Annotated in this window: 22 protein-coding genes; 17 read left to right on the forward strand and 5 right to left on the reverse strand. The window is 44.6% G+C overall.

What is annotated here, in order from left to right; genetic code table 11:
• Nucleotides 1-18: 18 nt before the first annotated feature.
• The 8 genes from AAA942_RS08605 to AAA942_RS08640 all read left to right on the forward strand — a co-directional run bounded on the left by AAA942_RS08605 (nucleotide 19) and on the right by AAA942_RS08640 (nucleotide 4,998).
• Nucleotides 19-1,128 (forward strand): FG-GAP repeat domain-containing protein, encoded by a 1,110-nt coding sequence (locus AAA942_RS08605; protein WP_338219832.1) that lies wholly within the window; start codon nucleotides 19-21, stop codon nucleotides 1,126-1,128.
• A gap of 84 nt (nucleotides 1,129-1,212) precedes the next feature.
• Nucleotides 1,213-1,464, forward strand: a complete 252-nt coding sequence (locus AAA942_RS08610) for a DUF6364 family protein (RefSeq protein WP_338219833.1) — start codon at nucleotides 1,213-1,215, stop codon at nucleotides 1,462-1,464.
• Complete coding sequence (locus AAA942_RS08615; RefSeq protein ID WP_338219834.1) at nucleotides 1,461-1,877, forward strand: type II toxin-antitoxin system VapC family toxin; 417 nt, start codon at nucleotides 1,461-1,463, stop codon at nucleotides 1,875-1,877. The genes AAA942_RS08610 and AAA942_RS08615 overlap by 4 nt, the downstream gene beginning before the upstream one ends.
• 262 nt (nucleotides 1,878-2,139) lie before the next feature.
• Entirely contained in the window at nucleotides 2,140-2,703 is a 564-nt protein-coding gene (locus AAA942_RS08620; RefSeq protein WP_338219835.1) for a DUF2975 domain-containing protein, read from the forward strand.
• Between the two features lie 12 nt (nucleotides 2,704-2,715).
• The gene (locus tag AAA942_RS08625) at nucleotides 2,716-3,252 is read left to right on the forward strand and encodes a DUF2975 domain-containing protein (RefSeq protein WP_338219836.1); all 537 of its coding nucleotides are present in this window, start codon (nucleotides 2,716-2,718) and stop codon (nucleotides 3,250-3,252) included.
• Between the two features lie 34 nt (nucleotides 3,253-3,286).
• Nucleotides 3,287-4,045 carry a DUF2975 domain-containing protein gene (locus AAA942_RS08630; RefSeq protein WP_338219837.1) on the forward strand — a complete coding sequence of 253 codons (759 nt, stop codon included), beginning with the start codon at nucleotides 3,287-3,289 and terminating at the stop codon, nucleotides 4,043-4,045.
• A 3-nt stretch (nucleotides 4,046-4,048) separates the two neighbouring features.
• Entirely contained in the window at nucleotides 4,049-4,255 is a 207-nt protein-coding gene (locus AAA942_RS08635) for a helix-turn-helix domain-containing protein (RefSeq protein WP_338219838.1), read from the forward strand.
• A gap of 122 nt (nucleotides 4,256-4,377) precedes the next feature.
• Nucleotides 4,378-4,998 (forward strand): YdeI/OmpD-associated family protein, encoded by a 621-nt coding sequence (locus tag AAA942_RS08640; protein ID WP_338219839.1) that lies wholly within the window; start codon nucleotides 4,378-4,380, stop codon nucleotides 4,996-4,998.
• A gap of 18 nt (nucleotides 4,999-5,016) precedes the next feature.
• Here the strand turns inward: AAA942_RS08640 and AAA942_RS08645 are convergent, their stop codons facing one another.
• Nucleotides 5,017-6,141 carry a serine hydrolase domain-containing protein gene (locus AAA942_RS08645; RefSeq protein WP_338219840.1) on the reverse strand — a complete coding sequence of 375 codons (1,125 nt, stop codon included), beginning with the start codon at nucleotides 6,139-6,141 and terminating at the stop codon, nucleotides 5,017-5,019.
• 44 nt (nucleotides 6,142-6,185) lie between these two features.
• Here AAA942_RS08645 and AAA942_RS08650 point away from each other — a divergent pair, with 44 nt between their 5' ends.
• Nucleotides 6,186-7,850: a DUF5060 domain-containing protein gene (locus tag AAA942_RS08650; RefSeq protein WP_338219841.1), complete on the forward strand. Its 1,665-nt coding sequence runs from the start codon at nucleotides 6,186-6,188 to the stop codon at nucleotides 7,848-7,850.
• Nucleotides 7,851-7,874: 24 nt separating this feature from the next.
• Here AAA942_RS08650 and AAA942_RS08655 read toward each other — a convergent pair whose 3' ends face one another.
• On the reverse strand, nucleotides 7,875-9,431 hold the full coding sequence (locus tag AAA942_RS08655; RefSeq protein WP_338219842.1) for a DUF1593 domain-containing protein: 1,557 nt from the start codon (nucleotides 9,429-9,431) through the stop codon (nucleotides 7,875-7,877).
• 62 nt (nucleotides 9,432-9,493) lie between these two features.
• Nucleotides 9,494-12,736 (reverse strand): WD40/YVTN/BNR-like repeat-containing protein, encoded by a 3,243-nt coding sequence (locus tag AAA942_RS08660; protein WP_338219843.1) that lies wholly within the window; start codon nucleotides 12,734-12,736, stop codon nucleotides 9,494-9,496.
• Nucleotides 12,737-12,863: 127 nt separating this feature from the next.
• Between AAA942_RS08660 and AAA942_RS08665 the strand changes: the two genes are divergently transcribed.
• From AAA942_RS08665 to AAA942_RS08675, 3 genes are all read left to right on the forward strand, one after another.
• Nucleotides 12,864-13,967: a DUF2855 family protein gene (locus AAA942_RS08665; protein ID WP_338219844.1), complete on the forward strand. Its 1,104-nt coding sequence runs from the start codon at nucleotides 12,864-12,866 to the stop codon at nucleotides 13,965-13,967.
• A 127-nt stretch (nucleotides 13,968-14,094) separates the two neighbouring features.
• A complete protein-coding gene (locus tag AAA942_RS08670) occupies nucleotides 14,095-14,679 on the forward strand; it encodes a porin family protein (RefSeq protein ID WP_338219845.1) in 585 nt (194 codons plus the stop codon).
• Between the two features lie 165 nt (nucleotides 14,680-14,844).
• Nucleotides 14,845-15,942, forward strand: a complete 1,098-nt coding sequence (locus AAA942_RS08675; protein WP_338219846.1) for a serine hydrolase — start codon at nucleotides 14,845-14,847, stop codon at nucleotides 15,940-15,942.
• Nucleotides 15,943-16,105: 163 nt separating this feature from the next.
• On the opposite strand, the gene bla is transcribed toward AAA942_RS08675, so the two are convergent.
• Nucleotides 16,106-16,849 (reverse strand): subclass B1 metallo-beta-lactamase, encoded by a 744-nt coding sequence (bla, locus tag AAA942_RS08680; RefSeq protein ID WP_338219847.1) that lies wholly within the window; start codon nucleotides 16,847-16,849, stop codon nucleotides 16,106-16,108.
• A 121-nt stretch (nucleotides 16,850-16,970) separates the two neighbouring features.
• On the opposite strand from bla, the gene AAA942_RS08685 reads away from it, so the two are divergent.
• The 4 genes from AAA942_RS08685 (at nucleotide 16,971) to AAA942_RS08700 (ending at nucleotide 19,977) form a co-directional block, all read left to right on the forward strand.
• Nucleotides 16,971-17,381, forward strand: coding sequence for an SET domain-containing protein (locus tag AAA942_RS08685; RefSeq protein WP_338219848.1), 411 nt, complete (start codon nucleotides 16,971-16,973; stop codon nucleotides 17,379-17,381).
• Nucleotides 17,382-17,385: 4 nt separating this feature from the next.
• Entirely contained in the window at nucleotides 17,386-17,658 is a 273-nt protein-coding gene (locus AAA942_RS08690; RefSeq protein WP_338219849.1) for a hypothetical protein, read from the forward strand.
• Between the two features lie 125 nt (nucleotides 17,659-17,783).
• Nucleotides 17,784-19,130 (forward strand): dihydroorotase, encoded by a 1,347-nt coding sequence (locus tag AAA942_RS08695; protein ID WP_338219850.1) that lies wholly within the window; start codon nucleotides 17,784-17,786, stop codon nucleotides 19,128-19,130.
• Nucleotides 19,131-19,140: 10 nt separating this feature from the next.
• The gene (locus AAA942_RS08700; RefSeq protein ID WP_338219851.1) at nucleotides 19,141-19,977 is read left to right on the forward strand and encodes a DUF6671 family protein; all 837 of its coding nucleotides are present in this window, start codon (nucleotides 19,141-19,143) and stop codon (nucleotides 19,975-19,977) included.
• Nucleotides 19,978-19,982: 5 nt separating this feature from the next.
• Here the strand turns inward: AAA942_RS08700 and AAA942_RS08705 are convergent, their stop codons facing one another.
• A complete protein-coding gene (locus tag AAA942_RS08705; protein WP_338219852.1) occupies nucleotides 19,983-21,371 on the reverse strand; it encodes a sulfatase family protein in 1,389 nt (462 codons plus the stop codon).
• Between the two features lie 195 nt (nucleotides 21,372-21,566).
• On the opposite strand from AAA942_RS08705, the gene AAA942_RS08710 reads away from it, so the two are divergent.
• Nucleotides 21,567-22,568, forward strand: coding sequence for a multidrug DMT transporter permease (locus tag AAA942_RS08710; RefSeq protein WP_338219853.1), 1,002 nt, complete (start codon nucleotides 21,567-21,569; stop codon nucleotides 22,566-22,568).
• Nucleotides 22,569-22,591 lie beyond the last annotated feature (23 nt).

Here is a 22,591-nt window from a genome sequence, read left to right on the forward strand (position 1 = left end):
TAAAATCGTAAATCGTCAATGAAAGCCCTTCTATCCCTACTGACCTTAACACTTCCTTTTCTTTCCTTTTCCCAGACCAAAAATCTCCGCTTCGAAAAGCAATTGATCGCCTACGAAAGCTATGAGTCTGTAGGCATCCTAGATGTGGACAAAGATGGGCACTTGGATTTGGTATCGGGAAGCTACTGGTACAAAGGCCCTGAATTTTTGGATCGACAGCTAATTGGTCAGGTCAAACGCTTTGGGGAATACTATGAGGATTTTGCCACGATCCCCATGGATGTGAACGGAGATGGAAATATGGATTTTATCACCGGAGGCTGGTTTGAAGGAAAACTGATCTGGAAAGAAAATCCCGGCAAAAACGGAGAATGGAAGGAACACCTAATTGCTGAAACCGGGAATATTGAAACCATCCGGGCTTGGGATTTGGACGGTGATGGCACTTTGGAGATCGTCCCCAATACGCCTAGAAAACCATTGGCTTTTTACAAGTGGGTAGGACCAAATCAGTTTGAAAAATATGAGGTCTTCGAGACCCAAGGCCATGGACTGGGCTTCGGGGATATCAACGGAGACGGATGGGGAGATTTGATCAGCTCCATGGGCTGGTATGAAGCCCCTGCGGATTTACGCTATGGAGAGTGGGTTTTTCACCCCATGGATGGATTCAAAGATTTAAGTATCCCGATCATCGTGACGGATTTGAATGGAGACGGAAAAAACGACCTGATTCTAGGCAATGGCCACGACTACGGCTTGTTTTGGATGGAGCAGATCGAGCGGGAAGGCCGAATTGACTTTATTAAACACGATATTGACCCCTACCACTCCCAGTACCATACCTTGGAATGGGTGGACCTGGACGGAGATGGTCAAAATGAACTGATCACAGGCAAGCGCTACCGGGCACACAACGGAAAAGATCCCGGAGGAAAAGATGAAGTGGGACTGTATTATTTCAAGTGGGACGGAAAATCCTTTGTGAAAAACGTCATAAGCTACGGTCCATTTGGCGAAGGGAAAGGTTCGGGGATTTACTTCGAAGTGAAAGATCTCAACCGAGATGGAAAGCTGGACATCGCCGTGGCTGGAAAGGATGGCTTGGTTGTGTTTTTTCAGAGATAAGCCTTTGTATTCAAAAGATTTACCAAAATAATACGATTTTGTACGTCCAAAAAATTATATATTTACACGTACAATTAAAAAATCATGGATACCAAGCTCACTCTTAAACTGGATAAAAGTGTTATCGAAAAGGCAAAAGCCTATGCATCTGATCAGCAGGTGAGCCTTTCAAAATTGGTAGAAAACTATCTAAACTCACTCACCTCCAAATCCACAGAAAAAGACGAAATCTCCATTACCCCATTTGTGAAAAGTCTGACTGACGGAAATACCATTCCTGCTGATTACGATTACAAGAAGGATTACCAAGCCTATCTGGAGGAAAAATACCGATGAGAAAAATCTTTTTGGATACGAATGTCATCTTGGATCTTTTGGCTGAAAGACATCCCTTTTATGAGCCAATCGCCAAGATAGTATCCTTGGCTGACCGGAAGGAGATTTCTTTATTTACCTCCCCTATTTCTTTCACTACAGTTGAATATGTTTTATCAAAATTTGAATCCAAAGAGTCAGCCCTACTCAAGCTTCAAAAGTTCTCCATTCTTTGCCAAGTGGCAGAAGCTAATCAGGAAACGATAGACAAGAGTCTCTTTTCACTTTTCAGCGATTTTGAAGATGCAGTCCAATATTTCTGCGCACTTCAATCCAATTGCGACCTCATTTTAACTAGAAACAAACTGGACTATAAAAAGTCAGTACTTCCGGTTTTTACCGCATCCGAGTTTTTGGCAAGTCTTATCAAGTAAAAAGGTTTACTACCGGTTTATCAAAGATTCGATCAATTAAGCCCCCCCATTTTTTAGGATATAAACCACTTAATCATTTCCATTTTATTCATCCCCATTAAAAGACTTCTTTCACTAGAAATAAAAGACTTTTCGATCAGCCTAGAGTCCTTTTCTCAGGTCTGTGGGAAAAATCATTTTGTTCTAAAATATTTTTTTTCAATACTTATTTATTGTTTTTCAATAAATTTTTACTGACTTTTGGAAAGTCAATTTCAACACTATGAAAACTCTAACAGAACAATGGAAAGAAAAATGGATCAATCAGCCTTCGCTGATGCTCATTACCGTGGTCATTTGGTCCATCTTTATCGGACTATGCATTCAGGCAGGGGCCCTGCTTTTCACTTTTATCTACAGCTGGTTTAATCCTATCGTAGCTCAAAATCTATTTGACGGATTGAATCTCTATTCCCTGAAAGAGGCCAATCCTTGGTATTATGGAGGGGTAATTTCGATGGTGCTGTTTATCATCGGATTGAAAGCCTATCTTTTTTACCAGATCATCAGGATATTCTTGAAAATCAATCTGGTGCATCCATTTAGCAAGAAGATTTCCAAGCTTATTTCAGCAGTCAGCTACACCGCATTTCAGATTGGAATCGGGATAATTTTTGCCTCGGCCTCCTTCAAATGGCTGGCAAAAAAGGGGTACGAACTCGATCAAGTCTATTCCTTGATGGGAGGAGCTTATGAATTCCTCCTTATGGCAGCGATCCTTGTGGCGGTCAGTCAGATCTTCAAGCGGGGAGTGGAGTTGCAAGCTGAGAATGAATTAACCGTCTAACCTCCTCCAACCATGTCCTCCAAAACCGATCTTGTCATCAAGTTTCTTCATGTGATCTCTTGGATCATCTTCATCGCGCTTTGTTATCAGACAGGAGCTCTGATGTTCAATTATGCCTTTATGCAATTCCGGGTTTTTCCACCGGAAAATCAGTATCTGATTTTGGATCTTCGCGAACTCTTCACCCAAAGTGAACTCTATTTTGGGATCCTATTTGGTTTGGCGATTGGAGTAAATGGATTGAAGGCATATACCTTCTATCTGATCACCCTGATTTTTCAATACCTAAATCTGCACAAGCCCTTTAGTCAGGAAATGTCCCGTCTGATCTCCAAGATCAGCTACTACATCTTTGCTGCGGGCATCCTTGGAGCGATCGCTCAGGGAGTTTCCGATGAACTGGCCAAACAGGGCTTTCCGGTCGCCAATGCCAATCAACAATGGGACGATTATTCAGCCTTCCTGATGATGGCTGCAGTGGTCTTTGTCATAGCCCAGATTTTCAAAAAAGGTTTGGAAATCCAGTCTGAAAATGAGCTAACCGTCTAAAAAATTATTTAACTCACCCAGTATAAATCAACCAATGAAAATAACCAGAATATTACTTTGGATTACCTATATCAGCTTGGGGCTGAGTGTAGTAGCTTTCGGTTTGTTTGGAATAATTCTGATTAAAACTGATTTCCAAGCCAAAAAAATCGAGAATGGGGATTTAGCGGGGGTCACTTCAAAAAGTACCACTGGTAAATTTAAATTGCCAATGAACTTGGAGGCAGAATATTACCTCAGAATAAAAGATGGGCAAGTCCTTGTCGACGGCTACTTTCTAAAAATACAAAAGAAGTACATCCCAGATTCCTTCTTGGCTAATATTGAAATCCCTGGAACTGATTATCCTGTTCCCATTCAAGGCAAGTTCTATTCTATGCCCGCTTCGGATAGCTACCTGTATCTACAAACAGAATTTTCCACAATCGAGAAAGCGCTTTCTCTCTGGAAATCTTTTTTCCTTTTATCCTACATCCTGCTAATAGTGGGAGTGGTACTGGTAATTCTTTTCCTGAGGAATTGCGATAATGAAAACTTCTTTATTTCTCAAAATGCCGCCTATCTGCGAGGAATTTCTTACCTAGCTCTTGGCTATTGTCTGATGGAATATGGTTTCCAGTGGCTGATATTCAATGAAATGAGCTCCCAAGTAGTCAGAAATTTTTCATTTTCACTGAATTCATCCTTAGAGTTTAATTGGAAATACCTCATATTTTCACTCTTCTTGGTCATTGTCGGCCAAGCTTTCACAGAAGGCACCAAGCTAAAAGAGGAACAATCCCTAACCATCTAGACCATGGCAATTATCGTAAATCTGGACGTGATGATGGCCAAGCGGAAAATGTCCCTCAACGAGCTCTCCGAAAAGGTAGATATTACCCTTTCCAACCTGTCCATCCTCAAAACCGGAAAAGCCAAAGCCATCCGATTCAGCACCTTGGAAGCCATTTGTCAGGCCTTGGACTGTCAGCCGGGGGATATTTTGGAGTTTCGGGAGGAATAAGAGCGTGTATGGTTATTGGGTTATTGGAAAATAGTTCGAAGTTCGAAGTTCAAAGTTTCCCATTTATCGACAAGTGGATGAACTTTGAACCCTGAACATCGAACCTCTTAACCTTTAACCCCATGAACCCCCAAGTCGACCAGTTTCTCCTCGAAGGCTGTATGCGCTGCTCAAAAGGAGGAACTCCAGCCTGCAAGGTCCATTTATGGACGCCGATATTGGAACAACTCAGGCAAGTTTTGCTGGAGACTGAACTGGTTGAGGAAAGAAAATGGGGCGTGCCTACCTACACCCTAAATGGGAAAAACGTCATCATGCTGGGTGTATTCAATGATTCCTGTGTTTTAAGTTTTTTGAAAGGGATTCTGATCGAAGATCCCAAAGGCTTGTTGGAATTTCCCGGACCCAATTCCCAGCAGGCAAAAGTCCTTCGCTTTACCGATTTGACTCAGGTGAAAAAATGGAAAAAGGATATTCCCGAATTCATTTCTCAGGCAATTCAAATCGAAAATCAAGGAAAAAAAGTCGAATCTCCCCGGCAAACCGGCTCCAAAATCCCCAAAGAACTCATTCAGAAATTTGAAGAACACGAAGGCTTGGAAAAGGCCTTTTTTGCACTGACTCCCGGACGTCAGCGAGGCTACTTGATCCACCTCAGCGGAGCCAAGCAGTCGGCCACCCGACTCAGCCGGATCGAAAAATGTATTCCGAAGATATTAGCGGGTAAAGGAATGATGGACTAAAAGCTTTTATTTGCCAAATCACGAGTCAATTAAAGCCTCACCAACGAGTCTCAAAAACTCATTCCAAACCACATGCTTGGGTAAATCAGGATTTTTGTCATCTCCTAATCTGACCAGAAGCATGTTCCATTCTGGCACCACGAGAATGATATTGTGGTTCAACCCACTCAAGTAGGCCACTCCCAAAGGTGCATCCGGCATTCGTGACAGCCCATCGGTAGAATTTACCCACCAGTTATACCCATATGAACCAGAACCTTTTACGCTGGCCCGATCACCTGGATAAACAGGAACGGAAGCGGCGACTTGAGCGGAAAGGGCTTTTTTGACAAACTCTTCAGGAATGAGTTGCTTTCCTTCCCATTTTCCTTGGTTCAAAAAGAGAAGACCAACTCTGGCAGCATCCAGGGCATTTAAACTAATTCCTGTACATCCGTTTTGGATGGCTATTCCGTTTTCCAGGGCTTGTTCCGATGCCCAAGACCAAGAATCAATCCCGATTGGGGACATGATTTTCTGATCCAAATAGGACTTCATCGATCCATTCAAAAGGGTGGTAAGTCCTTTCCCAAACATCATCTGTGCCTCATCCCAATATTCATAATGGCTTCCTGGAGTAAAATGGGGAGCTTCCGGGCTGTAAGGAGTCCAAGACCAATCTGAGTTTTCTTCGTTCCAGCGGCTGATGCCAGCCCCACTATAGCCGCTGGTCATGGTAGCAAAATGTTCCCACGTTACCTCAGCATATCCGGATTCTAGTTCGGGTAAAGTTTTGTAAACTTTATCACGGATCGAAAGCCGCCCTTCGGCTTCCAAAAGCCCCATTACCAAAGAGGTAAATCCTTTGGTACAGGAGTAGATATTGTGAGACTTAGTGACAGAATCCCCCTGAAAAACCACCCTCCCATTTCTCACTATCACCACCTCAGAAACTCCATCCCCATAAGACTGGGAGGCGAGGTAATCCAGCGCTTTTTCCAACTGAATCGAATCCAGACCCACCTCCAAGTAGGAAACTTTTTCCCAATTATCCTGTGGAAATGCCGAAGCTAGTGATGGATCCAGTGAGAGCGGTTTACAGGAGAGGAATAGACTTTCTATAAAAATGAGAATGAAAAAGGGGGTAATTTTTCCAAAATCCATAAAGAGACGAGTATATTTCAGGGTTACTTACTTTCTCGAACCTAATGAAAAAACACCTATTTCTAAGCTTTTGCCTCATTTTCGGATTACGCTTGGATGGAATGACACAGATTCCGACTTTGGCTGGACCGACCCCAAGCAAGGAAAGCTTCCAACCTTACCAGGTGATTGATCTTTCTTTTTCTTCCCAAAAGACCACCAAACCCGATGCTTGGGATCTTTCCTTTGGTGCTATTTTTCGAGGACCCAGTGGAGAATCACTGACTATTCCCGGATTTTTTGATGGAGAAAATGACTACCGTATCCGGTTTTCACATGGGACCACAGGTACTTGGACCTACATCACTTATTCCTCTGACCCGGATCTAGCCGGGAAAAAAGGTCAATTCACCATCTCCGGCGGTCCATTTTTTGAGTCGAAAGGTCCGGTACAAATCAATCCGGTACAACCGCAAAAATTCCAATACGCCAATGGCGAATCTCATTTCCCCTTGGCTTTTGAGCTGGATTGGTTGTTTGCCTTGGATTACGCAGACCCAAAAGGCACACCCAAAACCGATCAAATCCTTGATGATATTTCAAAAAATGGATTCAATCATGTGGTCATGAATGTCTATGCATACGATGTTGGTTGGAAAATCGATACTTCTGTTCCCGATCGATACTTTTTTGGAAGACCAAATTACTCTCCATACGGCGGGACCAATGAAAATCCGGATTTCAGTACGCTTAACACCCAACTTTTTGAAAACCTAGATCGCGTTATTTTGGCTTTGCAAAAAAGAAATATGGATGCTCACCTCATGATCTATGTATGGAATAAGCAAGTGAACTGGCCGGAGATGTACTCCAAAGAAGACAACCGCTACTTTGACTACATTATCAAGCGATACCAGGCATTTCCAAATATCATCTGGGATGTATCCAAAGAGGCGCTTGATTATGGAAGATGTGACATTCCGTATCTGGATGAGCGGATTTCAAGAATCCGAAAGCTGGATGCCTTCGACCGCCTGATTACTGTGCACGACTACGAATATAACTCCCGAAGACCGGATCAGGTGGACTTTATTTCTATTCAAAGCTGGAGAAGCCAACTATACAATCACATGATCGATGCAGTGGGTCTCCATCCAGACAAGCCAGTTTTCAATATTGAGCATGGGGGGTATGAAAAAGGACCTTTCCAGTCTTTTTTGGGCACCTACACGGATGCAGCAGTCTGCCTCGAAAGGGCCTATGAGACAATTTTTGGAGGGGTCTATGGCTCGTACTACTGGCAGAATGCGGCTTGGAATATAGTGGTCTACGATGCCTTGGACGAGGAAAATTCCCTGCCTGCCCCACGCTATGAGTACTACAGGCATTTACAGGAAATATTTTCCGAGTTCCCATTTGAGGAGTTGGAGCCGAGTTACCCAAAAATCACAACCAATTCAAGACTGGAAAAGGACAACTATTCCAACAATGGTATGGTGCTTACCGACCACCAGGATACTTGGCTGATCCTGCTTCCAAAAGAGGCCGAGCGCACTCATCTCAACATTGCCAATCCTTCCAAACTCCCCTTTCGAACCACTTGGATTCATCCGCTGACCGGGGAGAGAAAAGTGGAAAATCATCCTCCCGCAGAAAACTGGAAATGGAAGGAAGTGATCTCTCCTTGGCAGGCACAGTTTGCTATACTAGCTGTAGAATTAGTCCGCTAGTCCACAAGATCACAAAGATGAAGGTCAGAAAAGCGAAATACCTGCCTGGGATGAAGATAAATTAGGCACTACTTCAATCACAAACCTCATATATCGGGTCATTGGATGGTCCCCATTGTCTCTCACTTCGGCGATAATGTGAAGCATACCCAGTGCCATGGGATCCAGTATTACCTCCACTTGGTTGCCGTTGGGAATCAATTCTGGCCTGCCTGGATAAGTCCCGACTTCCTGATACACCCAAAACCGAGTCTCTAGAACATCCCCATCAGGATCACTGGTCTGCACCTCTATTCGAACCTTCTGACCGGGAGAAGCCGCAAAGTGAGTAGGACCAACAGCCGAAATACTTGGTGCATGATTGGCGTCTTTGTAGTCCATCACGCACCAGTCTGCCCGAGCTGCAAAGTCCTGCTGTATAGTTTCTACCCAACGGACCTGAGGATAATTCGCATCCAAGGTGTCTTTGAAAGGGCTGTAGTCCAAGACACCTGCCCCATCCTCCCATCGGTTGGGTTGCTCGGGAGATTGCACTAATCTACCTCCCCAGCCTCCCCAGCCTGGATTGTTCAGGTTGTCCAACCCCACATCGATCAAATGTAGAAATGCCGGAGAATCTCCCTCAGAGATAAAGTCATAAACACCAAAAGTCCCCCATTGGGCATTTTTCAATCGGGTCGGATCGCCGTGGATATGCTCGTCATCTCCTTCCTGCTTTTGTCCATCCCCATAGCTGTAATATTGCTTCAGGAGCGGACCGTGATTGTTGATGATTTCATCCCCCATAAATTTCCCTTCAAACAAATAGTGTTGGGACTCAGGTACAGCATTTTTCCACGCATAAGCAAAACACCAAAACTGGCTGGAATTGTAATAAATCTTCAAATCCGGCCAATTCGGGGCGATATAGTTTCTATAGGTGGCATCCTGATCGAGAATGGCGTAGATGATGGCTTTGTCGATTACCTTTTGGTAAATGCTTTCCCATTTCGAGGTGCCTTTGTATTGATCTTCAATAGATTTCAAGGCTCGGGCGATGGTGTTTGTTCCACCCCAAGCTTGCAGATAGATCGGTTCGGTAGTTTCATCCAGAAGCTTTTCTTTGATAAACTCCGAACCATGCGTGTCCTTTTCCATTTCCCCTTCAAATTCAATATTCCCTACTCGGACTACTGAACGGAGGTACTCTGCAGTCGGAAATCCCTCGGCATGTTGGCTAAGTTTGGGAAAAACGGCCTCATAGGCATCCAGAAGCGGATTCATCCACTCCACTCCCGGCCACCGGAGATCTGTCTTGGCTCCATACATGTTTTTGGTCATCTCCATTTCGGAAGTGAAAAGAGTTCCTTTCCCATCTCCTGCATAGTGCCACATAGAAGAGGAATAAATCAAGCCCTCGATTTGAAATTCATTGGCATAAAGCAACATTCGGATAAAGGAATCCACATCATCAATCTCCCCGTCGGTAGTGATGATGGTACGGGGCTTTGACGGGTTTTCAGGGCTTTCTTCCATAGATTCTGTAGGAGATTGACAGGCAGCCATGTAGACCAAAGTAAGGATGGTAATGAGGTATTTCATAATCTTAGGGTTAAGGAAAAATATTTAATTATTTATATCGCCACTAATTATGGTGTTCAGCCTTATTTGACTCGGCCAGGAGTGTAAGGTGCTCCAGCTTTAGACAGTTTCTCCTCGTATTCCTCTACTTTTTGGAAAAAGGCTTCGGTTGATTTCAAGTATTGCTCGTATCCGGAAAGAGCAAGCTCATAGCTTCTTCTATTAGTTGCGGTTGGTGCCTGAGTAGTACCCCAATTTTGTGATTGCCATACTCTTGTCATCAAAGAAGGACTGGAAGGCTCATTTTTAGAATTTCTGATGCCATCTCCATAAAGGGCTTCCTGCCTGTCTTTAAGCCCATTTTCAATTTCCTGCAATCCTTCAAAAAGATCAGGCTCAGCACTGCTGGTGTGCATCAAAGCTGCACGCATGTACGGGATTTTTGCACTCACCTCTCCCAGTTTTCTTCCTTCCAATTCTGCCTTTCGGTAGAGCTCCGTAATTTGCTTGTGAAAAGATGCATTTGCCTTAAAATCAATTGAATTACTGATCGCTGGAATGGGCTTGACCTCAAAAGACTGAGCCTCACCCTGCGATTCTAACTTACCTTGATTCAAAATAAACAGCTCCACCTGATAGGTGCCCGGAGCAACTAAAGGACCCTGTGGATCAGTGACCCAAGGTGGCTGAAAGTCTGGCTTGCTTAAAGAAATCGCATTGGGAGCCGGCAATCTTAGATCCCAACTGGCCCGATGCAATCCCTTCTCTGATTTTCCTTCGATCCATCGGATGGCTTCACCTTGCCCATCCCGGATCAACAGCATGACCTCAGGGGCACGCTCCCTCGATTCTGCTGCTAAGGCATCCCAACCGGGGAAAGGAATATCCTCACCCTTTGCAGCGGCAACTTTTTCGGTCTCCTTCCTTTTTTCAGAAGAGGTCATTGGGATATCTTTTACAAAATAGGAAATGACGGCTCCAAATTCTGGATTGGGAGTGCGGAAGGCTGAAGAGCCTTGAGAAGGCATCCCTTCCGCCTGATATGGTGCTGAGGGAATATACCACCAGGCATCTCTTACCGGGAAAAGTGAATTGCGCTGAACCTTCTCCCCTAACCCCCGCAATGGGCTATAATCGTCCAAAACGAAAATACCTCTTCCAAATGAGCCTCCAACCAAGTCATGGTCTCTTGAATGCAACTCGATATCACGAAACGAAATGGTGGGCGCACCTGAAAGACGAACCCAGTTTTTCCCCTGATTTGGAGAGAAATAAATCCCGAATTCTGCCCCAATAAAAAGAAGATTTGGATCCACTGGGTCCTGCTTGATAGACCAGACAATCGTCTCTGCAGGAAGATCTCCTACAATCGACCTCCAGGAAGCACCTTTATTGGAACTTATGAAAAGGTAAGGCTTGTAATCTCCAAACTTATGGGCATCGGCGGAGGCAAAAACCACATGCTCATCATGAGCAGATGCCTCTAGGTCATTGATAAATGAGCGTTCGGGTACGCCAGGAAGTGTCGCGGCTTTCTTCCAAGTATTGCCCCCATCCTCAGTCAGATGAATCAAGCCATCATCCGAACCGGTATAAATCAAGCCTTTCTTCATGGGAGATTCAGCCAGGTTGGTCAGTGTGGCATAGACCGACATGGCACCATTATCATAAAGTGCATCTATGCTTGGAACCTGATCGATCATTTCCAGTGTGTATGGGTTGGTATTGGTAGTAAGATCACCACTCACAGGGGTCCATGAATCTCCACGATCCGTACTTTTCCAGACCCGCTGAGAGCCGAAATAGAGAGTTTTACTATCGTGAGGACTTACCAAAATGGGACTGTCCCAATTCCATCTTTCCGGTGGATCATTGGGCTCAGGTCGGGGTTTGATGTCTATCAGTTCCTCGGTTTTTCTATCCAATCGGTTGAGCTCTCCACCTTGAATCTCCATATAGACGGTGGAAGGATCCTCAGGATCAAAGGCTGCATCATAGCCATCTGCCCCCAAAGGCACGTACCAATGATGATTTTCAATACCTTCGGTAGTAGTGGTTCGTGAAGGGCCGATCAGCGTCCCCAAATCCTGAGCACCTGCAACCACATGGTAAAATGGTTCTGCTTGATCCAAGGCAATCTTATAAAACTGAGAAATCGGCAGATTGGAAAAATGTCTCCACCTAATCCCTTCATCAAAACTTTCATACAATCCTCCATCTGACCCGGCGATCAGATGCTTTCCGTTGTCTGGATCTATCCAAAGGGCGTGATTGTCGCTGTGCTTGTCTCTTCCAGTCTCTAAATAATCAAACTGAGATCCTCCATCTCGGGTCACATGAAGAAACACATCCATTTGATATACCAAATCGGGATTTGTAGAGGAGGCTTCTATTTCCTGATAATAATGTGGCCCTGTGCCTCCAGAGATATAACCATTTTTTTTAGTCCAGCTTTCACCCTTATCCATAGAGCGATAAAAGCCACTTCCTCCTCCATTGGCTTCAATAGTCGCATAGACATAATCGGGATTCGCAGCAGTCACCGCCAATCCGATTTTCCCTATCTCCCCACTTGGCAAACCCGAATTGATCTTCCTCCAGGTTAGCCCCCCGTCCGTAGACTTGTAGATTCCAGAATTGGGACCTCCTGCCAATAGGGACCAGGTTTTTCTTCTTCGTTCGTAAGCCGCAGCATAAAGTACATCAGGATTTGAAGGATCAAACTCCAAGTCAGTTACTCCGGTATTTTCATCGATGAAAAGTGATCTGGTCCAGGACTTTCCGCCATCAGTTGATTTATAGACACCTCGCTCACCTCCCGGAGACCAAAGGGGACCTTCTGCTGCCACATAGACTATAGCCGAGCTTCTTGGGTCAATCAGGATTTTCCCGATATGGTCAGATCCTTTTAAGCCCATATTTTCCCAGGATTTTCCCGCATCCAAACTCTTATAGACTCCGTCGCCCCATCCTACATGACGTCCACTTACATTTTCTCCCGTTCCAACCCATACCACGTTCGGATCCTTTGGGTCCAAAGTCACAGTACCTATTGAATATGAAGGCTGATCATCAAAAATCGGCTTCCAAGTGATCCCGGCATTTTCTGTTTTCCAGACTCCTCCAGACCCCACTGCAATGTACCATTGGCTTTTATTTTGAGGGTTAACGGCAATGTCTGCAATCCGACCTCCCATAGTAGCTGGTCCTATAGGTCTGAGCTGTAGCCCTTGAGCGGCTTTTTTGATTGCTTCAATATCCTCTTGCGCAAGCACAGAAGCAGAGGTGAATAGAGTAATGACAAGAAAGAATCTGAAAAAACGCATGGCATCAAATTAAGGTCAGAAACTTAAGGTAGGAAAATGAAAACGAAATGGGAAGAAGCACCTGGGTATTTATGCCAATCCGATATTATTCTCAAATTCCCTACCTTGAATAATCAAAATTCAACCTGTGAAAACACTTCAAATCTTTGACTTTTTGGTCCAACGGGACCAACTTCAAGAAACCCTTCTCCTTGAAAGGCCCTTTACTACTGAACTCTCCCCAGATCAAGTCCTTTTGGAAATTCAGTTCTTTTCTTTCACTTCCAATAATATTACTTATGGAGTAAGTGGAGACAAATTGGGATACTGGAGCTTCTTTCCTACACAGGAAGGCTACGGAATTATCCCCACTTGGGGCTTTGCAAAAGTGATAGACTCAACCCATCCTGAAGTCCAAAAAGGAGAGCGTTTTTACGGATTTTTTCCAATGAGTACTCATTTGGTGACTTCACCTGGCAGAGTGAGCCAAAGTGGTTTTGTCGACCAATCAACTCATCGGCAGCAACTTCCCGGTGTTTATAATTTTTATTTTAATTTGGCAAATGACCCTTCCATCACTCCTGAATCGGAAAGTTTGATTTCTATTTTTAGGCCTTTGTTCGTGACTTCTTTTTTGATTGAAGACCATTTGAAATCTGAGAATTACTTTCAGGCAAATCAAGTGGTATTGACCAGTGCTTCCAGCAAAACAGCCCAAGTACTTGCTTGCCTTCTGTCGAACCGAAAAAAGAAGGTAAGCAAAGACCTACACATTATTGGCCTGACTTCAAAGGAAAATAAAGGTTTTGTTTCCAGCTTGGGCTGGTACGATCAAATCCTCAGCTATGATGAAATAGGACTTCTCGATCCTGAAAAAAAGCATATTGTGATAGACTTTACAGGCAATCACAACACTCAATTCAAACTACAAAATCTCCTGAAAGAGCAATTGGTCTATAATTGTCTGGTGGGCTTAGTCGATTGGCAAGGCCGAAAAGGAGATGAAAAACTTCCACAAAAAGGAGAGTTTTTCTTTGCCCCTACTTTCGCAGAAAAAAGACAAAAAGAATGGGGAATAGATGAATTTCATGTACGTTTAGGCATGGCTTGGAATCATTTTTATGATTCTATCCGAGACAAAATCCAAATTCAAGAACATCTGGGCCTGGCCAGTTTATCTGAACTTTACCCAGATATGCTTTTGGGCAAAATGAATCCGGCTCATGGACATATCATCCGCATAGCTCCATGACTATCCTGAAATCAAGAAAAAGGATTCATCAAAAATTAATTATTCTATTCCTTTTCTCTGGAATCCCTTTGTTTTAATCCAAATAGCCTATTTTTAACGAATCGGCAATCTAAAACTCCTTACTATAATGAGTCGAACAATTCTGATTTGTCTTTTGTGGCTTGGTCTGATGATTACTTGCCGGGTTTTCGGCCAAGAAACAGAAAATTCCTTAAAAGGCCAGTCAGCTTATGGGGTTAAAGCAGGGGTAAATTTTGCAGAACTATGGGGCCGTGATGCCCTTCCTGAAAGTGATCGAAAAGTGGGATATTCCATAGGAGCTTTTGGGACATTTAAGCTTTCCAAAACACTCAAAATTCAACCCGAGGCCATTTGGTCTCTTCAAGGAGAGAGTTCAAAGGAAAATGGACGCTATAAAATCACATACCTTAATTTCCCCTTGATGCTCAAGTGGACACAAGACAGATGGTACTCCGAAGTTGGACCCCAATTGGGACTGCAAACGATCAATACCACCAAATCAGTGCCGGACAATCTCCGCCTAGAAGACTTTGAGACCTTTGATTTTTCCATTAACGTCGGCGTAGGTTACCCATGGGATGAGGATTGGAGTGTAGGTCTGCGCTACAGTCAGGGACTGACCAATCTAGTCAGAGGCAGGGAGCTCAAAAACAGTGTCGTTTACCTTGGGCTGGCCTATCGCATTTTCTGATGCATTCCCTGATTGAAAAATCAGTAAATCTGTTTTTTCCTAATCCTTCTTGAATAGAACTGCGGTATTTATTCAAAGCTTGTCCTTTGGGTGTCAGTCTCTTTTTTCTTAATTTTTCATCACCGCATATTTCAGTTTCCTTTTTTCAAAATAAACCAGGTAAAAATGATCAGGAAAATTTTAATCGGTCTGGGAATTTTAGTGGGTTTGGCTCTTTCCCTTTTTGCATTAGGAGTATACTATTTTTCCCCGGACGGAGAGAAAGTGCTGGACTTTTTGAAAGAAAACCCGGAAAGAACCGCTATTCTTTTAGTAAGGAATGATTCTGTACTGGTAAAGCAGTCAGTAGATAAAGTAATGCCATTGGCCAGTACGGTAAAAATCATTTTGGCAATAGCCTACGCAGAACAGGCTGCTTCAGGAGAAATCGACCCCGAGGAGTTGGTTTCTTTGGAAGAATTGGACCAACTCTATGTCGCCAATACAGATGGAGGTGCACATCCCGCTTGGCTTGAGTCTATTCGGGAAAATGTCCAAAATGAGCGAATTCCTTTGAGAGAAGTTGCCAAAGGGATGATCAGGTATAGCTCCAACGCGAACACGGAATGGCTCCTATACAGGCTAGGGTACGACCGGGTCAACGGAATTTTGGACAGCTTGGGGATCAATCAACACACTGAAATATACCCCATTGTTTCGGCATTGTTTGTAGGCAAAGAATTGTTTCCGGGACTTGCAGGAGAGGAATTGGAGGGAAAAATGAAAGCTCTCAGTCCAGAGGAGTATATCCAATCCACTCTGGATATTCATCAAAAACTGATCAACGATTCCACTTACAAAAAAGACCTCGGAGATCTCAGTCTTCCTATTCAAAAAATTTGGTCAGATCGTCTGCCTTCATCTACTGTAGAAGACTATGTTTCAGTAATGGAAAAAATCAACCGAAGAGCCTATTTTTCCAAAGCAACCCAGCAGCACTTACACGAAGTGTTGGAGCAGAGTATGGAAAATCCGTCGAATCAGGAAAAATATCAGCACAGAGGTTCCAAAGGTGGTTCTACAGCTTTTGTCCTGACCAAGGCCCTCTATGCCACTGACAAAAAGGGAAACCGGACCGAAATGGCTTATTTTCTCAATGACTTATCCATACTAGAGTCCACTCGATTGCAAATGTCAATGAGTGAATTTGAACAGGAAGTGCTTGAAAATTCCTCCTTTAGAAAAAAAATTCAGGAGCGAATTCCTGTCAGGGAAAATGATTAAGTGTCTGACTTGGAAGAACAATAAAAACTAGGCCTAGGCACAGGTTCTATGAAAGTTATATTCTTTTTCAAGCCTCTTAATCCTTGTTTTCGAAAGATTTGTTGCATCTCCGGAAAATCACGAGTCAATCACCTGGTTTACTGATCAAAAAAGAAAAAACTCGTCAAGGCTTATCTTCAAACAACCGCATCGTATACTCCAGCAATTCCACTCCTCCGACTTTGCCATGTCCGGGAATGACCTTTTCCACCTCTCCAAAACCAGATTTGATCCCTCTTATCGTTTCTGACCAAGATCCAACATTCGCATCGCCCAAATAGCCAACTGAGGCATTCAATTCTTTTACCAGACATCCTCCAAAAAGTACCCGATCGGAAGGCACATAGGCCACGACATTGTCTCGGGTATGTCCTTCTCCGAAAAACCGGGATATCACCTCCAAATCACCCACCCGCTGACTCAACTCATCTCCAAAGCCATTTTGAGGTACAGACTCACCTGCTTTTTGTGCCAAATCAATCGTCCGATCAGACGCAAAAGAAGGGATTCCCCGAGCATGAAAAGCCTCCAGTCCACCCAGACAATCGTCATGAAAATGGGTAGCCAATACCGCTTTTACCTCCACGTTCTTCCCCTTTTCCAACCATGAGATTAGCTCCTCACTGACTTGGTCACTAGTCGGAGTATCAAAAACCAACGCCTTCCTTTGATCTATCACCACCATCCCATTGCAGCCTACCTTTCCAAAATCCTGCGTTTCCAAATAGCTGACATGAACAAACACACTTGGACTGACTTGCCTGATTTGAAGAGTTTCCGATTGGTAAACAAGGGAATCTTGCTGAGCAAAAAGCGAAAAACTTATCCAATTCAGGAGTAAGAATCCAAGTAGAACTTTCATCTTCATGGCCGGGGATTTTAACTGAAGAAAGGTACTAAAAATAGTTTGGTCCTCCCCCTTAAGACCAGTTGAGAATAGCTGTCCTATTTCCTAACTTATTTCAGTTTTTTCTTAAAAAGCTAATCTCATGGATAGCCTTGTCATCGAACCCTATTCCCAAAAAATCACTGGAAGCTCCGGCCTTTATGTGGCTGATGCAGGGCCCAAGGGCCGGGGAGTCTTTGCCGGAAGAGCCTTCCGAAAAGGTGAAGTAATCGAAAAGTGTCCGATTATCCCTTGGGAGGCACCGGAGCTTTATCGACTCTCCGGTCACTTGCTCGAACGGTATGTTTTTCTTTGGGACCGAAGAAAAAAATCACTTGCTGTGGTCCTGGGCTATGGGTCTTTATACAATCACTCTTTTGAGCCAAATTGCAGCTATTCCCGACAGATCAAAAACCAACTGATCGTATTCAAAGCAAGGGTACCCATCCAAGCCCACGAGGAGTTGACTATTCATTATGGCCCTTCTGCCGAATCTTTCCACAAAATCCCATAAAACCATGGCTAAACGAAAAATCAACCCCGCATCTAACGAAATCAAAAACACACTTCATCCCATTGGAGAAGATGTACCAAAAGCAGGTATCCCAGTATCCCAGCCTAAAAAAGGCAAGAAGAAGACTGGTAATCCGGAAGAGCTTTTCCAGAAAGACGACGGCTTTGGCCCCAAAATCGGCCCAAAAGGGGTGATGCACAAAATAGATGCAAGCTCCGCAAAAGGACTTCCTGATCTTTCGGCCAAGATGGCTGGGGGAGGAAAATTTAATAAATGATCCCGAATAGAAGGGGGCAGTGAAAAAATGTATGGCCGGGGTTTCCCAAGCTTACTTAATTTGATTTTAGGATTTGGACGCATCCTGTCTTTTCTTTGTAGGCCCAAGCAATCCTCTTTCTACTCATGAGCAAAACTATCCTCATCCAGCAGGCCCATGTGGTCAATGAAGGCCAAATCCAAGTAGCTGATGTTCTCATCTCGGGAGAATTAATCAAAAAAATCGGTCAAATCCCTGCCGAAGAAGCGGAAGTCATCGTGGACGGAAGAGGCAAATACCTGCTACCGGGAGCCATTGATGGACAGGTACACTTCAGAGATCCTGGCTTGACCCACAAAGCAGACCTCAGGTCAGAAAGCCGGGCAGCCGTGGCAGGCGGCGTCACTTCTTTCATCGATATGCCCAATACCCGGCCCAATACCCTTACTTTGGAGTTGCTGGCTGAGAAGTACCGGATTGCTGCAGAAAAATCCTTGGCCAATTATGCTTTCCTGCTCGGTATCAATGGAGATAATCTGGAAGAAGTCCTTCAGTGGGACACTTCCGACCTTTTGGCTATCACGGACGATGGGCTTTATTTTTCAGGAAAAGGAAATATCCTCGCCGACCGACCTGATATGCTGGAAAGGATATTTTCCTCGCATAAAGGAATCCTGGCCATCCATTCGGAGAAAGAAGAAATCATAGAGAAAAACGAGGAGGAATACCGGGAAAAGTACGGGGACGATGTGCCGGTGAAATTCCATCCGATCATCCGCAGTGAACAAGCTTGCTATGAAGCCACCGAGCGGGCGATAGCTCTGGCAGAGAAGCATGGAGCTCGACTTCACATCCTCCACCTGAGCACAGCCAAAGAGACCTCTCTCTTCAGAAATGACATCCCTCTCAAAGAGAAAAAGATCACTACCGAAGTTTCGGTTCATCACTTATGGTTTTCCGACAAAGACTATGAATCCAAAGGAACCCTGATCAAATGGAACCCCGCGATCAAAACCCAAAAGGATGCAGACGGCTTGTTGGAGGCCCTTTTGGATGACCGAATCGATCTGATTACAACTGACCATGCCCCTCATGCGATTGATGAGAAACTCAAACCTTATTTCCAGTCCATGTCCGGTGCTCCTTTGGTACAGCATTCGGTGGTTTGCCTTCTGGAGTTTCATAAGCAGGGAAAAATCTCCCTTGAGAAAATCGTAGAAAAAATGTGTCACAATCCGGCCATCCTGTACCAAATCGACCGAAGAGGTTATATCCGGGAAGGGTATTTTGCAGACCTGACCTTGGTGGATTTGGATTCCCCATGGACAGTGAGTAAGGACAATATCCTCTACAAATGCGGCTGGTCTCCTCTGGAAGGCACGACTTTCCACAGCCAAGTGCTCAAAACTTGGGTCAATGGGCACCAAGTCTTCGATCAGGGCAGCTTTGATGAAAGTGTAACAGGAAAAGCACTAGACAAATCCAAAGCCTAAATCTTCTCTCATGTTTGCCGGCCGCACCCTGATTTTGGCTACCAAGCACCAAAAAGAGCAGGTCTTAGGGCCATTGTTTGAAAAGGCTCTGGGAGTGAAAATAGTTGTCCCGGAAAGTTTGGACACGGATTTACTGGGCACTTTCTCTGGAGAAAAAGAGAGAGAGGACGACCCACTGACTACAGCCAAAAAGAAATGCGATTGGGCCATGGATCTTTTGGGTGCAGACTTGGCCTTAGCCAGTGAAGGCTCATTTGGGGCCCATCCTTCCTTGTTCTTTTTGCCTGCTGATGAAGAATGGTTACTATTTTCCGACCGAAAAAACGGATGGCAAATCCATATCCGTCATCTGTCCACTGAAACCAACTATTCCTACTTGGAATTTGATTCTTGGGAGCAACTGGAAAACTTTGCGAAGCAAGTCCAATTCCCCAGTCACGGGCTGATCCTGAAAAAAGCAAAGGAAAGCCTGGAAGGCATGAGCAAAGGAATTGTGACTTGGGAAACATTAAAAGAGAAAGCAGAGCAGCTGCTAAATGCCTTTGGGAAAGGGTATGCAGAGACTGATATGCGAGCCCACCTCAACCCAACCCGTATGCAGGTGATTCGGGAAGCCGGAGAAAAGCTTTTGCAAAAAATCCAATCCCTCTGCCCAGCATGTCAAACTCCAGGGTTTGGAGTGACTAACTGGGAGTCGGGCCTTCCCTGTAGCTGGTGTGGCAGTCCGACTAGATCTATTTTGGCCGAAATCAGAACTTGCGGGCATTGCAGTCATCAAGAGCGAATTCTTTTCCCCAAAGGAAAAACGGAAGAAGACCCCATGTACTGCGACCGCTGCAATCCTTGAGGAATTTATTGTGAATCTTCCAGCAGAAGCTTTTTTCTTTCCTTCAAAAAAGCCTCAATTTGAGCTTCCATCTTTTTCCTCAGCTTGGCTAGATCAGTTTGGAAGGCAGAATTACTAGCCAAATTGTTTTGTTCCAAAGGATCAACACTCAGGTCGTAGAGCTCCTCCCATTCCGGATCATTGATGTAGCGGAAATATTTCCAACGCTCAGTCCGGATCGCCTCACTGGGTGCGATGATCGGGGTTTGCCACAGGTGCTCGATAAGAACCTCATTTCTCTTCCCCAGAGCAGAAGATTGGAGCGAAAGTCCCTGATAAACTTTGGGAATTTTAGCTCCCGCCAGTTCCAAAATAGTCGCTGCCACATCGATGTTCAGAGCAAATCCGGATTCTCGTTTACCTCCAGTCGTTCGGGGGTCAAAGACCAGTAAAGGAACCCGAAAAGAATTGTCGTACATCAGCCACTTGCCTGCCAACTGCCTTTCACCAAGGAAATACCCATTATCGCCCATAAGAATAATCACGGTATTCTTATCCATTCTTTTTTCAGCCAGAACCTTTCGAATCTTTCCGATTTCAGCATCTACCTCTGAGATCATTCGGTAGTAGCCTTTGACGCTATGCTGATATTTTTCCGGCGTATCATAGCGCCAATACCAGCGAGTTCGATTTTCCCCTGTCCGAACGTATTCCGGCTGAGCTAAGAACTCTGCCTCTGAAGCCATAATCGGGTCGGGAATCACCACATCTTCATACAAATGGTCAAATTCCGGAGACCAGAAGTATTGCAATTCGGCCGGATCATGAGCATGGGGTGCGCTAAAGCTCAGAGACAGCATGAAGGGTTTTTCGCTGGGAGCATTCTGAATAAAATCAATGGCTTGCTGTCCAGTATACCTGGTCAGATGGACCGTATCTTGTCCTATTGTTTTGAAAAAATACCCTCTTCGATCTTTAAATTTCCCATTTCGGTCGTAGTCTTCTCCTACATCAAAAAGCTCGGAAAATCCAGGGTAATTCACTCCAAACTTACCGAAAAAACCGGTGAAATAGCCAGCTTTGCGAAGCTCGGCTGGATAGGATTGATTCATAAATGGCTCCTTGATATCCCCTTGCCCAAAGGTGTAGCCGTGTGTTCGCTCATACAGTCCGGTGAGAATACTCGCCCTGCTTGCCGCACAAATCGGAGTGGTGACAAAGGCATTTTCGAAGTAGGTTCCCTCGGAGGCCAAGCGATCCATTTCGGGAGTTTGGATGATCGTATTTCCGGCAAAACCCAAGGCATCCCAACGCTGATCGTCAGTCAGGATAAAAATGATATTGGGCCTGGATTCCTGAGCATGCCCAGAAACTCCAATCAGGAGGAAAAGAAAACAGAAGATTGATTTTTTCATGTGCCAAAATAACTTTTCAGGCTTATTCCCCCACCCTGCACTCTCATGGAATTCAAAATATTTCACTGATTTTCCGAACTTACTCCAAATATTATCACAGCAATTTCGACTCAAAATTTGAAATCCTCTGGAATTATCACAACATTTAAAATCAGGCAAGCCCAAGATTTTATCCCAAAAAACCTATTCTAACCTATGTTCATCATCGAAACCTATTCCATGGCGGTCCTTTTCAGCGTGATCACCATGCTCTGTTGGGGATCTTGGGCCAATACCCAAAAGTTGGCCTCATCTTCCTGGCGCTTTGAACTGTTTTATTGGGATTATGTCTTGGGGATCGTCTTGCTCTCCCTGATTTTCGGGCTGACTTTGGGTAGTTGGGGAGCAGATGGGAGGAGTTTTATCCCGGATCTGATGCAAGGGGATCGGGAGGCACTACTTTCAGCACTTTGGGGAGGAGTGGTCTTCAATGCTGCCAATATCCTTTTGGGAGCCGCAATTGCAATATCTGGTATGGCGGTCGCTTTCCCGGTGGGAATCGGTCTTGCCTTGGTTATCGGAGTAGTGGTCAATTATGTCCAGAACCCGATTGGCAACGTAGCTATCCTTTTTGCAGGAGTGGCATTGGTCACCTTAGCCATTCTACTCAATGCCAAAGCCTACCGGAGCCTAAATCAAAACCAATCGAGCGCTTCCACGAAGGGATTGATTCTGTCTGTGGTAGCGGGAATACTGATGGGCTTTTTCTACAAGTATGTAGCCGATTCTATGTTTCTGGATTTCACGGAACCCATTCCCGGTAAGCTGAGTCCCTATTCGGCAGTCTTTGTTTTTTCCCTTGGCATCTTTCTTAGCAACTTCCTTTTCAACACGCTATTGATGAAAAAACCCTTCGTTGGGACTCCCGTTGCCTATTCTGCCTATTTTCGGGGTTCCTTAAAAACCCACTTGACGGGAATATTGGGGGGATTGATCTGGTGTGTGGGAATGTCCTTCAGCATCATTGCAGCCGACAAAGCAGGGCCTGCGATTTCCTATGGGTTGGGACAAGGAGCTACGATGGTTGCCGCATTTTGGGGTGTATTTGTCTGGAAAGAATTCAAAGCCCTGCCTCCGTCCAAAGGCTATTTGCTTAACCTGATGTTTGTCTTTTTCCTTTTGGGTCTGGGACTGATCATCTATTCCAAATTAGCCTGATTCCATCCCGAAATCTTCCAAAA

This window comes from Algoriphagus sp. oki45, from assembly GCF_036245605.1.
Classification (GTDB): Bacteria; Bacteroidota; Bacteroidia; order Cytophagales; family Cyclobacteriaceae; genus Algoriphagus.

Bases quoted from the DNA above. Each gene is read 5' to 3' on its own strand.
- AAA942_RS08605 (WP_338219832.1), top strand. From the start codon at position 19: ATGAAAGCCCTTCTATCCCTACTGACCTTAACACTTCCTTTTCTTTCC.
- AAA942_RS08610 (WP_338219833.1), top strand. From the start codon at position 1,213: ATGGATACCAAGCTCACTCTTAAACTGGATAAAAGTGTTATCGAAAAG.
- AAA942_RS08615 (WP_338219834.1), top strand. From the start codon at position 1,461: ATGAGAAAAATCTTTTTGGATACGAATGTCATCTTGGATCTTTTGGCT.
- AAA942_RS08620 (WP_338219835.1), top strand. From the start codon at position 2,140: ATGAAAACTCTAACAGAACAATGGAAAGAAAAATGGATCAATCAGCCT.
- AAA942_RS08625 (WP_338219836.1), top strand. From the start codon at position 2,716: ATGTCCTCCAAAACCGATCTTGTCATCAAGTTTCTTCATGTGATCTCT.
- AAA942_RS08630 (WP_338219837.1), top strand. From the start codon at position 3,287: ATGAAAATAACCAGAATATTACTTTGGATTACCTATATCAGCTTGGGG.
- AAA942_RS08635 (WP_338219838.1), top strand. From the start codon at position 4,049: ATGGCAATTATCGTAAATCTGGACGTGATGATGGCCAAGCGGAAAATG.
- AAA942_RS08640 (WP_338219839.1), top strand. From the start codon at position 4,378: ATGAACCCCCAAGTCGACCAGTTTCTCCTCGAAGGCTGTATGCGCTGC.
- AAA942_RS08645 (WP_338219840.1), bottom strand. From the start codon at position 6,141: ATGGATTTTGGAAAAATTACCCCCTTTTTCATTCTCATTTTTATAGAA.
- AAA942_RS08650 (WP_338219841.1), top strand. From the start codon at position 6,186: ATGAAAAAACACCTATTTCTAAGCTTTTGCCTCATTTTCGGATTACGC.
- AAA942_RS08655 (WP_338219842.1), bottom strand. From the start codon at position 9,431: ATGAAATACCTCATTACCATCCTTACTTTGGTCTACATGGCTGCCTGT.
- AAA942_RS08660 (WP_338219843.1), bottom strand. From the start codon at position 12,736: ATGCGTTTTTTCAGATTCTTTCTTGTCATTACTCTATTCACCTCTGCT.
- AAA942_RS08670 (WP_338219845.1), top strand. From the start codon at position 14,095: ATGAGTCGAACAATTCTGATTTGTCTTTTGTGGCTTGGTCTGATGATT.
- AAA942_RS08675 (WP_338219846.1), top strand. From the start codon at position 14,845: ATGATCAGGAAAATTTTAATCGGTCTGGGAATTTTAGTGGGTTTGGCT.
- bla (WP_338219847.1), bottom strand. From the start codon at position 16,849: ATGAAGATGAAAGTTCTACTTGGATTCTTACTCCTGAATTGGATAAGT.
- AAA942_RS08685 (WP_338219848.1), top strand. From the start codon at position 16,971: ATGGATAGCCTTGTCATCGAACCCTATTCCCAAAAAATCACTGGAAGC.
- AAA942_RS08690 (WP_338219849.1), top strand. From the start codon at position 17,386: ATGGCTAAACGAAAAATCAACCCCGCATCTAACGAAATCAAAAACACA.
- AAA942_RS08695 (WP_338219850.1), top strand. From the start codon at position 17,784: ATGAGCAAAACTATCCTCATCCAGCAGGCCCATGTGGTCAATGAAGGC.
- AAA942_RS08700 (WP_338219851.1), top strand. From the start codon at position 19,141: ATGTTTGCCGGCCGCACCCTGATTTTGGCTACCAAGCACCAAAAAGAG.
- AAA942_RS08705 (WP_338219852.1), bottom strand. From the start codon at position 21,371: ATGAAAAAATCAATCTTCTGTTTTCTTTTCCTCCTGATTGGAGTTTCT.
- AAA942_RS08710 (WP_338219853.1), top strand. From the start codon at position 21,567: ATGTTCATCATCGAAACCTATTCCATGGCGGTCCTTTTCAGCGTGATC.